General features: G+C 66.5%; 20 protein-coding genes and 1 other RNA gene. 10 read left to right on the top strand and 11 right to left on the bottom strand.

The window, feature by feature from the left end; all coding sequences use genetic code 11:
* Nucleotides 1-91: 91 nt before the first annotated feature.
* Both QZ471_RS07540 and yrfG read right to left on the bottom strand, forming a co-directional pair.
* Entirely contained in the window at nt 92-985 is an 894-nt protein-coding gene (locus tag QZ471_RS07540; protein WP_295462338.1) for a LysR family transcriptional regulator, read from the bottom strand.
* 69 nt (nt 986-1,054) lie between these two features.
* Nucleotides 1,055-1,714 carry a GMP/IMP nucleotidase gene (yrfG, locus tag QZ471_RS07545; protein ID WP_295462340.1) on the bottom strand — a complete coding sequence of 220 codons (660 nt, stop codon included), beginning with the start codon at nt 1,712-1,714 and terminating at the stop codon, nt 1,055-1,057.
* A 63-nt stretch (nt 1,715-1,777) separates the two neighbouring features.
* On the opposite strand from yrfG, the gene nudE reads away from it, so the two are divergent.
* Together nudE and cysQ are read left to right on the top strand one after the other, a co-directional pair.
* Complete coding sequence (gene nudE, locus QZ471_RS07550) at nt 1,778-2,344, top strand: ADP compounds hydrolase NudE (RefSeq protein WP_295462341.1); 567 nt, start codon at nt 1,778-1,780, stop codon at nt 2,342-2,344.
* Nucleotides 2,341-3,174, top strand: coding sequence for a 3'(2'),5'-bisphosphate nucleotidase CysQ (cysQ, locus tag QZ471_RS07555; protein ID WP_295462343.1), 834 nt, complete (start codon nt 2,341-2,343; stop codon nt 3,172-3,174). Before nudE ends, cysQ begins: the two co-directional genes overlap by 4 nt.
* 86 nt (nt 3,175-3,260) lie before the next feature.
* Here cysQ and QZ471_RS07560 read toward each other — a convergent pair whose 3' ends face one another.
* Together QZ471_RS07560 and QZ471_RS07565 are read right to left on the bottom strand one after the other, a co-directional pair.
* The gene (locus QZ471_RS07560) at nt 3,261-3,686 is read right to left on the bottom strand and encodes a YeeE/YedE family protein (protein WP_295462345.1); all 426 of its coding nucleotides are present in this window, start codon (nt 3,684-3,686) and stop codon (nt 3,261-3,263) included.
* Between the two features lie 4 nt (nt 3,687-3,690).
* A complete protein-coding gene (locus QZ471_RS07565) occupies nt 3,691-4,122 on the bottom strand; it encodes a YeeE/YedE family protein (protein WP_295462347.1) in 432 nt (143 codons plus the stop codon).
* 165 nt (nt 4,123-4,287) lie between these two features.
* On the opposite strand from QZ471_RS07565, the gene QZ471_RS07570 reads away from it, so the two are divergent.
* Both QZ471_RS07570 and QZ471_RS07575 read left to right on the top strand, forming a co-directional pair.
* Nucleotides 4,288-4,584 carry a metalloregulator ArsR/SmtB family transcription factor gene (locus tag QZ471_RS07570; RefSeq protein WP_295462349.1) on the top strand — a complete coding sequence of 99 codons (297 nt, stop codon included), beginning with the start codon at nt 4,288-4,290 and terminating at the stop codon, nt 4,582-4,584.
* A gap of 150 nt (nt 4,585-4,734) precedes the next feature.
* Complete coding sequence (locus QZ471_RS07575) at nt 4,735-5,994, top strand: outer membrane protein transport protein (RefSeq protein ID WP_295462351.1); 1,260 nt, start codon at nt 4,735-4,737, stop codon at nt 5,992-5,994.
* Nucleotides 5,995-6,030: 36 nt separating this feature from the next.
* Here QZ471_RS07575 and QZ471_RS07580 read toward each other — a convergent pair whose 3' ends face one another.
* From QZ471_RS07580 to QZ471_RS07595, 4 genes are read right to left on the bottom strand one after another with little or no spacing between them, the layout of a single operon-like run.
* Nucleotides 6,031-7,260: a 2-octaprenyl-3-methyl-6-methoxy-1,4-benzoquinol hydroxylase gene (locus QZ471_RS07580; RefSeq protein WP_295462352.1), complete on the bottom strand. Its 1,230-nt coding sequence runs from the start codon at nt 7,258-7,260 to the stop codon at nt 6,031-6,033.
* A 19-nt stretch (nt 7,261-7,279) separates the two neighbouring features.
* Nucleotides 7,280-8,461: a 2-octaprenyl-6-methoxyphenyl hydroxylase gene (gene ubiH / locus QZ471_RS07585; RefSeq protein WP_295462353.1), complete on the bottom strand. Its 1,182-nt coding sequence runs from the start codon at nt 8,459-8,461 to the stop codon at nt 7,280-7,282.
* On the bottom strand, nt 8,448-9,797 hold the full coding sequence (gene pepP / locus QZ471_RS07590) for a Xaa-Pro aminopeptidase (protein ID WP_295462354.1): 1,350 nt from the start codon (nt 9,795-9,797) through the stop codon (nt 8,448-8,450). Before pepP ends, ubiH begins: the two co-directional genes overlap by 14 nt.
* A gap of 6 nt (nt 9,798-9,803) precedes the next feature.
* A complete protein-coding gene (locus QZ471_RS07595) occupies nt 9,804-10,358 on the bottom strand; it encodes a UPF0149 family protein (protein WP_295462356.1) in 555 nt (184 codons plus the stop codon).
* A 98-nt stretch (nt 10,359-10,456) separates the two neighbouring features.
* On the opposite strand from QZ471_RS07595, the gene QZ471_RS07600 reads away from it, so the two are divergent.
* The 4 genes from QZ471_RS07600 to QZ471_RS07615 all read left to right on the top strand — a co-directional run bounded on the left by QZ471_RS07600 (nt 10,457) and on the right by QZ471_RS07615 (nt 11,858).
* Nucleotides 10,457-10,687, top strand: a complete 231-nt coding sequence (locus QZ471_RS07600; protein WP_295462357.1) for a TIGR02449 family protein — start codon at nt 10,457-10,459, stop codon at nt 10,685-10,687.
* Nucleotides 10,684-10,992 carry a cell division protein ZapA gene (locus QZ471_RS07605; RefSeq protein ID WP_059230529.1) on the top strand — a complete coding sequence of 103 codons (309 nt, stop codon included), beginning with the start codon at nt 10,684-10,686 and terminating at the stop codon, nt 10,990-10,992. The genes QZ471_RS07600 and QZ471_RS07605 overlap by 4 nt, the downstream gene beginning before the upstream one ends.
* A gap of 58 nt (nt 10,993-11,050) precedes the next feature.
* A non-coding RNA gene (gene ssrS / locus QZ471_RS07610) (6S RNA) lies at nt 11,051-11,228 on the top strand.
* 9 nt (nt 11,229-11,237) lie between these two features.
* Nucleotides 11,238-11,858: a 5-formyltetrahydrofolate cyclo-ligase gene (locus QZ471_RS07615; RefSeq protein ID WP_295462358.1), complete on the top strand. Its 621-nt coding sequence runs from the start codon at nt 11,238-11,240 to the stop codon at nt 11,856-11,858.
* On the opposite strand, the gene QZ471_RS07620 is transcribed toward QZ471_RS07615, so the two are convergent.
* Nucleotides 11,855-12,001, bottom strand: a complete 147-nt coding sequence (locus QZ471_RS07620; protein ID WP_295462360.1) for a hypothetical protein — start codon at nt 11,999-12,001, stop codon at nt 11,855-11,857. The genes QZ471_RS07615 and QZ471_RS07620 overlap by 4 nt on opposite strands.
* Nucleotides 12,002-12,183: 182 nt before the next feature.
* On the opposite strand from QZ471_RS07620, the gene QZ471_RS07625 reads away from it, so the two are divergent.
* Nucleotides 12,184-12,639, top strand: a complete 456-nt coding sequence (locus QZ471_RS07625) for an EVE domain-containing protein (protein ID WP_295462362.1) — start codon at nt 12,184-12,186, stop codon at nt 12,637-12,639.
* A gap of 9 nt (nt 12,640-12,648) precedes the next feature.
* Here the strand turns inward: QZ471_RS07625 and QZ471_RS07630 are convergent, their stop codons facing one another.
* Together QZ471_RS07630 and QZ471_RS07635 are read right to left on the bottom strand one after the other, a co-directional pair.
* Nucleotides 12,649-13,065 (bottom strand): flagellar basal body-associated protein FliL, encoded by a 417-nt coding sequence (locus QZ471_RS07630; protein WP_295462364.1) that lies wholly within the window; start codon nt 13,063-13,065, stop codon nt 12,649-12,651.
* 44 nt (nt 13,066-13,109) lie between these two features.
* Nucleotides 13,110-14,135 (bottom strand): DUF5924 family protein, encoded by a 1,026-nt coding sequence (locus tag QZ471_RS07635; RefSeq protein ID WP_295462366.1) that lies wholly within the window; start codon nt 14,133-14,135, stop codon nt 13,110-13,112.
* Between the two features lie 195 nt (nt 14,136-14,330).
* Here QZ471_RS07635 and glpT point away from each other — a divergent pair, with 195 nt between their 5' ends.
* Nucleotides 14,331-15,674 (top strand): glycerol-3-phosphate transporter, encoded by a 1,344-nt coding sequence (gene glpT / locus QZ471_RS07640; protein ID WP_295462368.1) that lies wholly within the window; start codon nt 14,331-14,333, stop codon nt 15,672-15,674.
* Nucleotides 15,675-15,736: the final 62 nt, after the last annotated feature.

Genomic DNA, 15,736 nt, shown 5'->3' on the forward strand with positions numbered 1-15,736 from the left:
CGAAAACGACCTGCGGCGGTTTGACACAGATCAAAGATTAACCAGCACATCCCGGGGCGTCTAATCGCTATGACCGATGCTTTGATAAGCGCTATCTATCACTCTCGGCGTAGAGCGCCTTGATCGCCTGGAAGCAGGCATCGGCGACCGCCAGTCGGGGTTCGGTCCGACGAATGAGCAGGCCCAGGGGCGTCAGGGTGCGGGCCGTATCGATGGGGATCAGCCGCGCATGGGGGGTGAGGCGGTCGAAACCGCCGGCCAGGGGCACCACGGCGCAGCAGAGGCCGGCATTGACCGCCTGCAGCAGCAGATAGACGGCATCGGTCTCCAGTAACGGTTGCGGCGTCAGCCCCAGGCTGCGAAAGCCATGATCCACCGACTGGCGGAAATGCATGGCACCGGTGAGCAGCCCCAGGGGCAGCTCGGCCACCGCCTGCCAATCCAGCGCGGTCTGCGCGAAGGCGAAATGGCGCTCGTCATAGAGCAAGCCCATGCGCGTCTCGGTCAGGATGAGGCTGTCGAAGCGGGCCGGGTCCAGGTGCTCCAGATAGGAGATGCCCAGCTCCAGGCGATTGCTGGCCACGGCTTCGAGGATGCGCTCGGTGCTCAGCACCTGCAGCTGGAAATGCAGCTTGGGATGCAACTGGCGCAGGTGCTGGAGCAACGGCATGGGATCGAAGCTGGCCAGGGGTACCAGACCGACCCTCAGGGTGCCCACCAACTGTCCCTGGAAGGCCTGGGCTTCGGCATAGAGGCCATCGTGGGCGGCCATCAGGGTGCGCGCCCAGGCGAGGATGCGCTGGCCGGCTTCGGTGAACCCTTCGAAACGCTGACCGCGCCTTACCAGTTCCACCCCCAGCTCATCCTCCAGGCCACGCAGGCGCATGGACAGGGTCGGCTGGGTCACATGGCAGCGCGCCGCCGCCTGGCCGAAATGCCGCGTCTCGTCCAGGGCGATGAGAAAGCGCAGTTGTTTGATATCCACCGATCTACTCCGCTCTCGCCTGCTTTACCCCCTCTCCCCCTGGGAGAGGGCCGGGGTGAGGGTCTCTCTTCAAGCGGGCAGTATCTCCCGATAATCCCTTACCGCCGCGAACTCCTCGCTGTCCTTGGGCCCGCGGCGGCTGTCCGGCTCGTGGATCGCCAGCAGGTGGGCGACGCCATAGTCACGGGCGCTGCGCAGGATCGGCAGGTTGTCGTCGATGAACAGGGTCCGCGCCGGATCGAAGGCGAAGTCGGCCTGCAGGGCGTGCCAGAACTGCTGCTCCTCCTTGGGGAAGCCGTAGTCGTGGGAGCTGATCAGCCGGTCGAAATAGGGCGCCAGCTCGATACGTTCCAATTTCAGCGACAGCGAATCGCGGTGGGCATTGGTGATCAGCGCCACGCGCTTGCCGGCGCGCTGCAGGGCGGCGAGAAAGGTGTCGGCGTCGGGCCGCAGCGCGATCAGGTGGGCGACCTCTTCCTTGAGCTCGCGCATGGAAAAGCCCAGTTCGGCGCTCCAGAAGTCCAGGCAGTACCAGGTCAGCTTGCCCTGGTGGCTGAGGAACAGCGGCTCCAGCTCGGCCTTGGCCAGCGCCAGGGACTGGCCGTGGCGCTCGGCGTAGCGCTGCGGCAGGTACTCCAGCCAGAAATGGTTGTCGAAGTGCAGATCGAGCAGGGTGCCGTCCATGTCCAACAACACGGTATCGATACGGCTCCAGTCGAGAGGGGTCATGGTGACTCCGGATCATGTAACAGGCGGGTTATCATACCCGTCCGCCCAGCCGAGGAGCCGTCCATGCGCCAGAAACCCACTGTCCTCGCCCGACAGATCGTGGCCAAGAGCCGCCTGTTCACCGTCGAGGAGATGCAGTTGCGCTTCGCCAACGGCGAGGAACGCACCTACGAGCGCCTGGCCAACAAAGGCACCGGCCATGGTGCGGTGATAGTGGTGGCCATGCCGGACGCCAACCGCGCCCTGCTCATCGAGGAATACTGCGGCGGCGTGGAAGACTACGAGCTGTCCCTGCCCAAGGGCCTGGTGGAGCCGGGCGAAGAGATCCTCGATGCCGCCAATCGCGAACTCAAGGAAGAAGCCGGCTTCGGCGCCCATAAGCTGGAATACCTCACCGCCCTGTCGCTGAGCCCCGGCTACATGAGCCAGCGCATCCACGTGGTGCTGGCCCGCGACCTCTATCCCGAGCGCCTGCCGGGCGACGAACCCGAGCCCATCGAAGTCAGCAGCGTCGACCTGCGCGAACTGTCGCAACTGGTGCAGAATCCGCGCTTTTCCGAAGGCCGGGCCCTGGCCGCCCTCTACCTGGTGCGCGACCTGCTCACCCAACGCGGAGAACTGCCGGCATGATGGCGCCCGTTTCCATTACCGCGCCGCTGGTGCTCAACGTCATCGACCTGGTACGCCAGGCGGGTGCGGCCACCCTACCCTTCTGGCGCCAGGGCGTGGCGGTGCGGCAGAAGAGCGACGACTCGCCGGTGACCGCCGCCGATCTCGCCGCCCACCGGGTGCTGGCCGAGGGTCTGGCACGCCTGACCCCGGACGTGCCGGTGCTGTCGGAAGAAGCCTGCGACATCCCCTTCGCGGCGCGCAGCGCCTGGGACGTCTGGTGGGTGGTCGACCCCCTGGACGGCACCAAGGAATTCATCGACGGCAGCGAGGAATTCACCGTCAACGTGGCCTTGGTCGAACGGGGCCAGGTGATCTTCGGCGTGGTCGGCATTCCCACCCGGGACGTCTGCTTCAGCGGCGGCCGCGAACTGGGTGCCTTCCGTATCCAGGGCGAAGATGGCGTCGAGATCGGCGTGCGCCAGCAGCCGGAAGAGGCCTTCACCGTGGTCGCCAGCCGCCGCCACAGCAGCCCGGCGCAGCAGCGCTTGCTGGAGGAGCTGGGCAGCACCCTGGGTGAACCCAAGCTGGTCAGCGTCGGCAGCTCGCTCAAGTTCTGCCTCCTGGCCGAAGGCCTGGCCGACTTCTATCCCCGGCTCGCCCCCACCTCCCAGTGGGACACCGCCGCCGCCCAGGGCGTACTGGAAGGCGCCGGCGGCGAGGTCCTGACCCTGGACGGCCAGCCCCTCACCTACGAGATGCGCGAGTCCTTCCTCAACCCGCACTTCCTCGCCCTGCCCCGCGAGGCCGACTGGCGCGCAGCGGCCCTTGAGCTCGCCCGCCAAGGCTGACCGCGTTAACGCGGCACTCCGACGGCGACCGCCCCGCTAGGTTCTGTACGAAAAGTCGCCGAGCGCAGGCATTTTTCGTACAGAACCTAGTCGCCAGTCGACCGCCGTTTCGAAACCTGCTCGAAGACCCACCTGCCGACCAGCATCGCCAGCAGGAACAGCGCCCCCTGGGGTGAGGCGCTGCCCAGCAGGACCACTGCCGGCCCCGGGCAGATGCCGGCCAAGCCCCAGCCAATCCCGAAGAGGGCAGCGCCCACCAACAGGCGACGGTCGATGAGCTGGGCCGTCGGTAGCTGCATGGGCTGATCCAGCAGCGTACGACCGCGCTGACGCGCCAGCCAGTAGGCGGGCACTGCCACGGCCAAGGCACCGAGCATCACCAGCGCCAGGTTGGGTGACCAGTTGCCGGTGACGTCGAGAAAACTCAGCACCTGGCTGGGCTGGCTCATGCCGGACAGCAACAGGCCCCAGCCGAAGACCAGTCCGCAGACGAAGGCGATAGCGGTAATCATGGCGTCAGCTCCCCAGATGGCGGCTCAGGAATACCGTGACCATGCCGGTCGCCATGAAGGTCAGGGTGGCCGCCAGGGAGCGCCGCGAGCCCCGCGCCAGGCCGCAGACCCCGTGGCCGCTGGTACAGCCATTGGCCATGCCCGTGCCCACGCCCACCAAGGCGCCGCTGACCATCAGCAGTGGCCAGCCGGCCTGGACCGGCGCCTCCGGCAAGGTAGCGGCCAGCCGCGCCAGCACCGGTGCCAGAACCAGGCCCAACAGGAAGCTCCAGCGCCAGGCGTTGCCAGTTCCCGGCCAGTGCAACAGCCGACCAAGCAGGCCGCTGATCCCCGCGACCTGCCCGCAGCCCAGCAGCAGCAAGGCAACGGCCAGGCCGATGAGCAGGCCGCCAGCCAAAGCGGACCAGAGAGAAACGTCGCTCAGATTCAGGGACATGGGCGCTCCTCAGGGCAGGTTAATCAGCATACAATATAATAAATTATATAATGTTTAACCTTTTTCTCGGACCTCTGAGCGCTTCTTCGCTGCCTTCCGCCAGCGCCTTTCTTTCGTGGACGGCGATTCCCTATACTCCGCGCTCTTCCTCTCGACAGGATCCCCATGGATATCCAGCAAATGCGCACTGCCGCCACCGAGGCCGCCGGCGTGCTGCGCTCCCTGAGCCATCCAGACCGCCTGCTGCTGCTGTGCCAACTCAGCCAAGGCGAGCGCGCCGTGAGTGAACTCGAAGAGTTGCTGGGCATAGGGCAGCCCAACCTGTCCCAGCAACTGGGCGTCCTGCGCGCCGAAGGCCTGGTCAACACCCGCCGCGAGGGCAAACGCATCTTCTATTCGGTCCAGGACCCCAGGGTGCTACACCTGCTCAGCACCCTGTATCTGCTCTATTGCCCGCGCTGACAGCGTCCCAGCCAAGATAGGCAGCACACTCCATTTATAACCAAAACAGCTAAACATCTAATTCGATATTATAATTAAACGATATACATTGTATTAAATTGAGCCCTCCAAGGCTGGCGATCAGCCATCACCGAGAGGGAAGCCAAGACGATGAAATGGGGAAAACGCTTCTGCGGCCTGCTCCTGACCCTGGGCAGTGGCCAAGTCCTGGCCACCAATGGCTATTTCACCCACGGCATCGGCATCAAGGCGCAGGGACAGGCCGGGGTCAGCATTGCCCAGCCCCAGGATGCCCTGGCCGCGGCCAACAACCCGGCCGGCACCGCCTGGATCGGTGATCGCCTGGACCTCGGCGCCACCCTGTTCGCCCCGGATCGACAGGCCGAGATCAGCGGTAACCGTGCCGGCGCCGATGGCCACTACAACGGCAACGCCAAGAATGTCTTCCTGCTTCCGGAATTCGGCGTCAGCAAACAGCTGTCCGACCGCCTCGGGGTAGGCCTCGCGGTCTATGGCAACGGCGGGATGAACACCGATTACCGCAAGAATCCCTATGGCGCCTTCGGTAGCCGCGGCAGCGCTGGGGTAGACCTCGCTCAGGTCTTCGTCACCCCTTCGATCGCCTACCGCTTCAGCGACCGGCAATCGGTCGGCATCGGCCTCAACCTCGTCTACCAACGCTTCGCCGCCAAGGGGCTGGGCGCCTTCGCCACCCCGGGCTTCACCAACGACAGCGAGCACGTGACCGATCAGGGCCACGACAGCTCCACCGGGGTTGGCTATCGCCTGGGCTGGCAGGGCGAGGTGCTCGACGGCCTGACGCTCGGGGTGACCTGGGCCTCCAAGATCGAGGCACGCAAGTTCGACCGCTACGCCGGGCTGTTCGCCAACGGCGGCAGCTTCGACATCCCGGAGAACTATGGCGTTGGCCTGTCCTACCGGGCGACGCCCCGCCTGACGCTCGGCGCCGATGTTCAGGAGATCAAGTACAGCAGCGTCCGCTCGATCGCCAACACCTTCTCCCTACCATCGGTGTTCGCGGGCAACCCCCTCGGCTCGGCGGAAGGCCCGGGCTTCGGCTGGCGCGACGTCACCGTCTACAAGGTCGCCGCCAGCTATGCCCTGACCCCGGCACTGACGCTGCGCGCGGGCTACAGCCATGCCGACCAGCCCATCGCTCGCAGCCAGACCTTCCTGAACATCCTCGCCCCCGGCGTCATCCAGGACCATCTGAGCCTGGGCCTGACCTGGGCCACCAGCCCGAACGGCGAACTCAGCCTCGCCTACACCCATGGCTTCGCGAAGAAGATCGACGGCAACGGCTCGATCCCGACCGCCTTCGGGGGCGGCGAGGCCAATCTCAAGATGAGCCAGGATATCTTCGCCCTGGCCTGTGGCTGGAAATTCTGAAACCAGCCCGGCCGCAGCCTGGGCCGGACCGGCGCCTCAGGCCACTACCCTGGCCAACTCCGGCACATCGCCGGACAACCCCAGGGCGCGCCGGACGAACAGCGCCTTGGCTTCGAAGTGGCGATCCACCTGCTTGAGCGCGGCATTACGCAGCCAGCGCAGCGGCAGGCGGTCATCCTGGAACAGCCGCTGGAAGCCTTCCATCGCCGCCATCATCGCCAGGTTGTGCGGCATGCGCCGGCGCTCGTAGCGCTCCAGCACCCGCTGTTCGGCGATGGACTCGCCGCGGGCCTGGGCATGGCGCAGTTCCTCGGCCAGCACAGCGGCATCGAGAAAGCCCAGGTTGACGCCCTGCCCGGCCAGCGGATGGATGACGTGGGCAGCATCACCGATCAAGGCCAGGCCGGGCTCCACATAGCGCTTGGCATGGCGCTGGCGCAGCGGGATGCACAGCCGAGTATCGCTGCACTCCACCTTGCCCAGGCGCTGCTCGAAGGCCTCGCCCAGGGCCTGGCAGAAGGCCGCGTCGTCCAGCGCCATCAGCCGCTCGCCCTGCTTGGGCGTGCAGGACCAGACGATGGAGCACCAGCGGGTATCGCCGCCGCGGTCCAGCGGCAGGAAAGCCAGGGGACCATCGTCGGTGAATCTCTGCCAGGCAGTGCGCTGGTGCGATTCGGCGCAGCGTACGCTGGTGACGATGGCATGGTGCAGATAATCCCACTCGCGGGTTTCCAGCCCGGCCAGGCGGCGCACGGCGGAGGTCGCGCCATCGGCGGCTACCACCAGCGGCGCGCGAATCTGGCGGTCGCCGGCTAGTTGCACCAGCCACTGGTCGCCGGAGCGGCGTAGCAACTCCAGCCGCGCCTCGGGCAGCAGCAGGACGTTGGCCTCGGCGAGGCGTTCGAGCAGGGCATCCTGCACCACGCGATTCTCGACGATGTGGCCGAGGACCTCGGCGTGCACGCTGGCGGCTTCGAAATGCACGGCGCCAGTGCCGGAGCCGTCCCAGACATGCATCGCCTGGTAAGGGCTGACCCGGCGCGCCCGGATGCCGTCCCAGGCGCCGAGGCGCTGCAGGATGCGCTGGCTGGCCAGCGACAGGGCGCTGACCCGGGGCTCGAAGGGCAGGTCGCTTTCGACCGCGCCAGGGGTGAGCGGGCCACGGTCGAGCAGCACCACCGACAGGCCGCTGTCGGCCAGGGCCAGGGCCAGGGCGCTGCCGACCATGCCGGCACCGACGATCACCAGATCCGCATGGGTCAGCATGCTCGTTTCTCCTCGCAGGTCAGGGACGGGTACCCAGGCCCATGGCCTGGCGGGCGAAGGCACTCTTGGCCGGCGGGCACAGCTCCAGGCCGACCAGGCCCAGGTTGCGTCCGGCGCTGAGCCAGGGCCGGCTGTTGGAGAACAGCCGGGTGATGCGATCGGAAAAGCCGATGGTCAGCTGCTGATCCAGACACTGTCGCTGCAGATACTCCTGCAGGACGGCGAAGTCGCCAGGCGCCGCAGAGTTCTCCAGCAGGCACTCGGCCAGGCTGTCGACATCACGCAGGGACAGGTTGAAACCCTGGCCGGCGATGGGGTGCAGGCTGTGGGCGGCATTGCCCAGCACCACCAGGTGCGGACGGACCTGTTCGTTGGCTTCCAGCAGGGTCAGCGGATAGGCATGGCGGGTGCCGACCTGGGTGAAGCTGCCCAGGCGATAGCCTACCGCCTGTTGCAACTCGGCGAGAAAGACCGCGTCCGGCGCCTGTTGCAACCGCAGCGCCTCGCCATCCGGCTGGGTCCAGACCAGGGCGCTGCGCTGACCCGGCAGGGGCAGCAACGCCAGGGGGCCGTGGGGCGTGAAGCGCTCGAAGGCGCGACCGCCATGGCCGAGATTGGTGGAGACGTTGGCGATCAGCGCGGTCTGTTCATAGACCGTCCGCCGCACCTCGATACCCAGGGCTTCGCGCAGCGCCGAACGGCCGCCGTCGGCCAGCACCGCCAGGCCGCATTCGAGGGTCGCGCCGTCGTCCAGCTCCAGGCGATAGCCGTCGGGGATGGCGGTCAGCCGGCGCACCTCGGCCGGGCAGCGCCAGTCCACCACCTCACGGTCGAGCGCCTGCCAGAGCACCTGGCCGATCCAAGCGTTCTCTACCACGTAGCCCAGCGCCGGCAGGTTCTCGTCACGGGCGAGCAGCTGGGTCACGCCGAAGCGACCCTGGTCGGAGACCTGGATCTCGCGGATCGCCTCGGCATGCTCGGCGAGGGCCTCCCAGACGCCCAGGCGCTGATAGATCAGCCGCGAGCCGTAGGACAGCGCCGAGGAGCGGGCATCGTAGCTCGGCTGGTAGGTGTCGCCCGGCGCGAAGGGCTCCACCAGCAGGATGCGCCAGCCGCGCGCCTTGGCGCCGGCCTGCAGGGCCAGGGCCAGGCTGGCGCCGACCAGGCCGCCGCCGATGATGGCGATATCAGGACGTTGCATCAGCCTTCTCCCGACGGCCACGGGCGGCCGCCATCAAATCCTCGATCTCCGCGGCCGCCTTGGGCAGGCCGGCGGTCAGCACCTCGCAACCGCTGCGCGTCACCAGCACCTCGTCTTCGATACGGATGCCCAGGCCGCGCCATTTGCGCGGTACCTGGGCCTCCAGCGGGATATAGAGACCAGGCTCGACGGTCAGCACCATGCCCGGCTCCAGCATCCGCCACTGCTCGCCGATGCGGTACTCGCCGACGTCATGGACATCCAACCCGAGCCAATGACCGGCGCGATGCATGTAGAAATCGCGACAGGCGCCCGCCTCGATCAGCGCCTCTAGCTCGCCCTTGAGCAGGCCCAGGCGCAGCAGTCCCTTGGTGATCACCCTGACCGTCGCCTCGTGGGGTTCGTTCCAGTGCCGGCCAGGCGCCACGCAGGCGATGGCGGCCTGGTTGGCGGCCAGCACGATGTCGTACAGCTGCCGCTGCTCGGGCGAGAAGCGGCCATTGACCGGAAAGGTGCGGGTCACGTCGCTGGCGTAGCACTCCAGTTCACAGCCGGCGTCGATCAACACCAGGTCGCCATCCCGCAGCGGCGCATCGTTGGCCTGGTAGTGCATGACGCAGGCGTTGGCCCCGGCGGCGACGATGGAGCCGTAGGCCGCCAGCCGCGCTCCACCCTGGCGGAAGCAATAGTCCAGCTCCGCCTCCAGGTGATACTCGCGCAGACCTGGCCGGCAGGCCTGCATGGCCCGCACGTGGGCGGCACAGGTCAATTCGGCGGCGGCCTTGAGCAGCCGCACCTCGGCGGCCGACTTGTACAGTCGACTGTCGTGCAGCAGGGTATCCAGCGCCAGCAGCTCCCGTGGCGGCGAGGCGCCCTGGTCGGCCTTGGCGCGGATCAGTTCGATCCAGTTGAGCAGTTGCCGCTCGAATTCCGGGTGGCCACCCATGGCGTAGTAAACCCGTTCGCGGCCCTCCAGGAGCCCGGGCAGGATGTCGTCCAGATCGCCGATGGGAAAGGCATCGTCCGCGCCGTAGAGGGCCAGCGCCCCGTCCTGGCCGACGCGCGGACCTTCCCAGCGCTCCAGCTCGGCATCCCGCTCGCGGCAGAACAGCAGGTATTCGCCGTGGGCGCGGCCGGGAATCAGCACGGCCAGGGCCTCCGGTTCGGGAAAGCCGGTGAGGTACTGGAAATCGCTGTCCTGGCGATAGGGCTGTTCGATGTCGCGATTGCGCAGGCACACCGGTGCGGCCGGCAGCAGGGCGATGCCGCCGCTGCCGATCTCGGCCATCAAGGCACGCCGGCGGCGGGCGAATTCAGCCTTGGGAATCCGCGGCATGGCCGCTCAGTGCACCACGGGCGCGGGTTCGGGAATGGGACCGCGGCCGTATTCCCCGTAGAGCAGCAGGGGCGCCACGCGCAGGTACTCGGTGACTTCCATGAAGTCGTTCTCGCCCTCTTCGCCTTCGTCGGTCGGCTCCTGGATCTGAGCGATGGCGGCGAGATCCTCGAGCACCTCGCGGGCCTCGCCGGAGACCTCGCCGGTGCGCCCGGACAGGCCGAAACCGGCCAGGAAGCCCTGGCACCATTGGCCCAGGGCGGCGGTGCGCTCGGCCAGGGGCGCCTCGTCCGGCGGCAGCAGCAGTACCAGGGCCACCTGCTGGCCGGCGAATTCCTGCTGCACCATGCCCAGCAGGCCCGACAGCGCCGCCTGCAGCCGTTCGCTCGGCGCACCACCCAGCAGCTCGCTGGCCGCGGCCAGCCAGTCGTTCTCGTCGAAGCCCGCGCCGCCACACACCCGCCCGAGCAGATGGCCATGGAGTTCGGCGGGCGAGACCGGCAGGGCGGCCTCGGCGAGCAGGGTGGAGAAAGCGGCGTAGGCGGATGCTGAGCTGGACATGGCGTCGAGGGAAGGCGCTGGCTAGAATGAAGCCTTATCCTACGCGCTGACCCCGCCGGCGGCCAATCTCGTTGCACCCTTCTGGAGCTGTAGCCCCCATGCGCGAGCCTCGCGACACGCCCCTCGACGCCGACCTGGACGCCCTCGGTGACCGTGTGGAGCGTTTGCTCCGGCGCCTGGACGAACTCCAGCAGCAGAACCGACAGCTGCGCCTCAGTGAGCGCCACTGGCGCCAGGAGCGCGCCGAGTTGATCGAGAAGAACGAATTGGCCAGATCGAAGGTCGAAGCGATGATTTTACGCCTGAAAGCCTTGGAGCAGGACTCATGAGCAGCGAGACCGTGACCGTCCAGATTCTGGAAAAGGAATATCGCATCAGTTGCCCCGCCGACGAGCGTGCCAACCTGGAAAGCACCGCCCGCTACCTGGACGGCAAGATGCGCGAGATCCGCGCCAGCGGCAAGGTCATTGGCGCCGACCGCGTGGCCGTGATGGCCGCCCTGAACATCACCCACGAATTGCTGCACCGCCACGACGACGTCAGCCTCGAGGTGAGCAGCACCCGCGAGCGCGTGCGTGACCTGCTGGATCGCGTCGACCGCGCCCTTATCACCGAACACGACACCACTGCCTGACTAGCGACCGGAGATAGGCGGGGGTTTGCATCCCGACTCAGGGGCGTATACTGAAGGCCACTCTCTGGTGTGTGCGCCAGTCGGTCATGTCCCCGAGCCGATAAGCAACACCCCGGGGGTTGCTCGTAAGGCTGGTGTGCATGTCCGCTACGGCGGAAAGCCTAAAGGCCTACGACTTCTCCCACCTTGAACCAAGGGTTCAAGGGCTACACCGGCAGCGGCATTCCGGAGAGCTCATTTTTTCCATGACCACCCCCTCCCCCGATCTCAGTCGGCCTGCGTTGCGCAAGTTGCTCCGCCAGCGCCGTCGTGCCCTTACGCCCGTCCAGCAGCGCCAAGCCGCCCGCCGCCTCTACCGACAGCTCGCCCAGCACCCGCTGTTTCGGCGCGCCCGGTATATCGCCTTCTATCTGCCCAGCGATGGCGAGATAGATCCACGCCCGCTGCTCGAAGAAGCCCAGCGCCGCGGCAAGGCCACCTATCTGCCGGTGCTCTCCCGCTGGCCGCGTACGGCGATGATCTTCCAGCGCGTCGGTCACGGCGAAGCTTGGGTGCGCAATAGATTCGGCATCGCCGAGCCGCGCCCGGACCGCCGCCTGGGTCGACCGAGCTGGGCACTGGGGCTGATTCTGATGCCGCTGGTGGGCTTCGACCCCCAGGGCGGACGCCTGGGCATGGGCAAGGGTTTCTACGACCGCAACCTGGCCTATCTGGCGCGTCGGCAGCGGTGGCGCAGTCCGTGCCTGATCGGCTGCGCCCACGAATGTCAGAAGGTCGAGCGGCTGGCCCTGGCGGCCTGGGACGTGCCCATGGCGGCGGTGGTCAGCGATGGCGGCTGGTACGGCCAGCGCGGGAGAGGGGTTTAGCGCGCCGGCGGCGTTTCGCTGGCGTAACGGGCGTACTGCTGGCTCTGGCGCTGCTCCCAGAAACTCTGGGTATAGCCCGTGGTGACGACGCCGAGCGTGAAGATCAGGACCAGTACCCACAACAGATCAGGTTTGCGTTTCATCGAGCTGGGCCACCCCCTTGCTGGCACCTTTGGGCAGGACAGGACGTCGCCCTGTTATGCTCAGCGCGTACGGTCAGACTTCATCCGGAATGGGCGGCATTCTGCGACAAGCGGTCGCCCCTTGCAATCGACCAATCCCCTTCCAGGAAGCTCCCGGGCTTCCATTCGTCAGGAGACGAACCGTGGCCTTCTGGCTGTTGAAATCCGAGCCCGATGAGTTCTCACTACAAGACCTGCAACGCCTGGGCGAAGGGCGCTGGGACGGCGTGCGCAACTATCAGGCCCGCAACTTCCTGCGCGCCATGACGCCCGATGATCTCTTCTTCTTTCATCATTCGAGTTGCGCCGAACCGGGTATCGCCGGCATCGGTCGCATCGTCGGCGAGGCCTTCGCCGATCCCACCGCGCTGGACCCCGAGAGTCCCTATTACGCGCCCAAGGCCAGTGCCGACAGCAATCCCTGGACAGCGCGCCAGGTCGCCTTCGTCGAGGCCTTTCCGCGGGTGCTGACCCTGCCGCGCCTGCGGGAGCTGCCGGCGCTCGCCGACTTCGCCCTGCTGCGCAAGGGCAACCGGCTCTCGGTGATGCCGGTCAGCCCGACCGAGTGGACGGCAATCGTCGCCGCGGCCCGCCGCTGAGGCGACGCCTCAGGGCTGGACGATCAGGTTGTTGAACAGTAGGTCCTCCACCAGGGGCTTGCCCTCCTCCTGGGTGAGCACGCTCTGTACCTGCTTGAGCGCTTCCTGGCGTAGCTTCTCGCGCGCCTCGACACCACTCATGGATTCATCGGTCTGCTGGGCGAACAGCATCACCAGCTGGTTGCGGATCAGCGGCTCGTGGTACTCGACCTTCTCCTTGGCTTCCTTGCCGGTCATCATCAGGGCGATGTCGGCCTTGTAGTACTTGAGCTTGGTACCGCTGCCATAGTTGCCGACCAACGCCGGGGTCAGGTTATAGAATTCGGTCTTGGGGGCTTCCCCCTCCTTCCCTTCCTTCTTCTCTTCGTTCGCCCAGGCATTCAGCGCCAGGCAGAAGGACAGCAAAACGGCGACGACAACTTTCACGATGGATCCTCGCGGGTGGATGGCTGCAGCATAGCCAGCAAGGCTCAAGGGGTCACCTCGAACCTGAGGGTCCCGATCACCTGGCCGACGTCCGTCACCACTTGCACCTGCCAACGGCCGGTCACGTCGCCGGGGAAGTTCTGCTTGTGGGTCCAGGCGCGGTAACCGGCCTCGCGGCCGCCACTGATGTCCAGGGGAATGCGGTCCACTTCCTGCCCGGCGTGGCGCCAGACGTGGTAGATGCGCTCATTGAGGCCGCGCGGGGCGTTGATCGAGGTGTAGGCATAGAGCCCCTGGCTGCGCAGCTGGGCGGCGCTGAGGGTCTTCACCGCCTCGCCCGGCTCACGCTTCAAGCTGTCGAAGTCGGTGCTCATGCCCATGTCGGTCAGCCAGAGGGTCGCCGGCGGCACCCAGGCGCGACCGATCCAGCCGAAGCCGCCGATGGCCAGGCACAGCGCCAGCAGGCCCAGCCAACGCCAGCCCAGGCGTACCCGGAAGGCCACCGCCAGGCTGGGAAAGGACAGCAGCACCGCGACGCCCAGGGCCAGCTCGTAGCTCTGGGTGGTGGTCAGGTGCAGGATGATCGGTAGCGCCGTGAGCAGCACCGCGAACAGCGTCAGGGTGTGATAGCTGAGGAACACCCAGCGCCGTGGCGCCAGCGCCTTGTAGTACAGCGGGTCGATGATGGACACCAGCGCGGCCGCGCCCAGCAGCCCGGTGAACAAGGCCTGGCCGCTGTTCCAGGCGGTGGTGATGGCGAAGAACGGCAGGCAGAAGAACAGACTTTCCTGGTGGATCAGCTGGGTGGCGTAGCGCAGCAGCGGCGGCGGCAGCTCCCAACCGAAACGCCGACTCACCCAGCCGCGCAGCACGTTCTCCAGCATCAGCCAGACCCAGCTGGCCAGCATCACCACCGCCATCACCGGGGCGAAGCCCTTCTGCCGGTCCACCAGCAGGAAGCTGCAAATCCCCGAGATGAAACCGGCCAGGGCGATCAGCCGCGGATAGCGCTCGAACAGGGCGGTAACCAGGGTCAGGACACGGGAGGACAGGACTTTCCAGGCAGGCATGGGGACTCGCGAAAAACGACGGCGGCAAGAGGCGCCACCCTAGGCGCGCAACCGGCGCAGATCAAGGGGCGAACTCCTTGCCGTGGGCACCACAGGGCGGAAAAGTCTTTTCTCGCTGTCACATCATTGTAATATTCGAAAACGAACCTGAAATGTTCGATTTCGATTAATACCTATAACAATACCGAGGCTCCCATGCTTGGAATCTTTGCCCCGGCGGCGCATCGCCCGCCGCTGCCCGCCGATCGTATCGATCCCGTCTACCGCCGCCTGCGCTGGCAGATCTTCGCCGGGATCTTCATCGGCTACGCCGGCTACTATCTGTTGCGCAAGAACTTCTCCCTGGCCATGCCCTATCTGGTCGAGCAGGGCTACAGCCGAGGCGAGCTGGGCGTCGCCCTCTCCGCGGTAGCCATCGCCTACGGCCTGTCCAAGTTCCTCATGGGCCTGGTCTCGGACCGCTCCAATCCGCGTTACTTCCTGCCCGCCGGTCTGGTCCTCTCGGCGCTGGTGATGCTGTTGTTCGGATTCGCGCCCTGGGCCACCTCCAGCGTCACCATCATGTTCGTCCTGCTGTTCCTCAACGGCTGGTTCCAAGGCATGGGCTGGCCGCCCAGTGGTCGAACCATGGTCCACTGGTGGTCGCAGAAGGAACGGGGTGGCGTGGTGTCACTGTGGAACGTCGCCCACAACGTCGGCGGTGGCCTGATCGGGCCGCTCTTTCTGCTTGGCCTGTTCCTGTTCAACAAGGACTGGCATTCGGCCTTCTACGTGCCGGCGGTGGTCGCCCTGGCAGTGGCGGTCTTCGCCTTCGTCACCATGAGGGACACCCCGCAGTCCTGCGGCCTGCCGTCGGTGGAGCGCTGGAAGCAGGACTTCCCGGAAGGCTACAGCGAGGGCCATGAGCGTGAATTCTCCACCAAGGAGATCTTCGTCGAGTACGTGCTGAAGAATCGCCTGCTCTGGTACATCGCCTTCGCCAACGTCTTCGTCTATCTGCTGCGCTACGGTGTGCTGGACTGGGCACCCACCTACCTGAAGGAAGCCAAGCACTTCTCGGTGGACAAGACTTCCTGGGCCTATTTCTTCTACGAATGGGCCGGCATCCCCGGCACCCTGCTCTGCGGCTGGCTCTCGGACAAGCTGTTCCGTGGCAACCGCGGCGCGACCGGGGTGGTGTTCATGCTCGGCGTACTGGTCGCCACACTGGTCTACTGGCTCAACCCGGAAGGCAATCCCGGCGTCGACCTGGCAGCCCTGGTGTCCATCGGCTTCCTCATCTACGGCCCGGTGATGCTGATCGGTCTGCAGGCGCTGGAACTGGTACCCAAGAAGGCTGCCGGCACCGCCGCAGGCTTCACCGGCCTGTTCGGCTACCTCGGCGGCTCGGTGGCGGCCAACGCCCTGGTCGGCTACACCGTGGACCACTTTGGCTGGGACGGCGGCTTCATGCTGCTGGTGGGCTCCTGCGTGCTGGCTATCCTCTTCCTGGCGCTGACCCTGAGACATACCGGGATGGTGGCGAAGGCGGCGCGGTAACACCGGGCGCCATTGAGCAATCGCGGCCATGGGCCGCTCCTACGAGTATTCAGCTGCTGTAG

Origin of the sequence: uncultured Pseudomonas sp., assembly GCF_913774235.1 — a bacterium.
In the GTDB taxonomy this organism is placed as follows: domain Bacteria; phylum Pseudomonadota; class Gammaproteobacteria; order Pseudomonadales; family Pseudomonadaceae; genus Chryseomonas.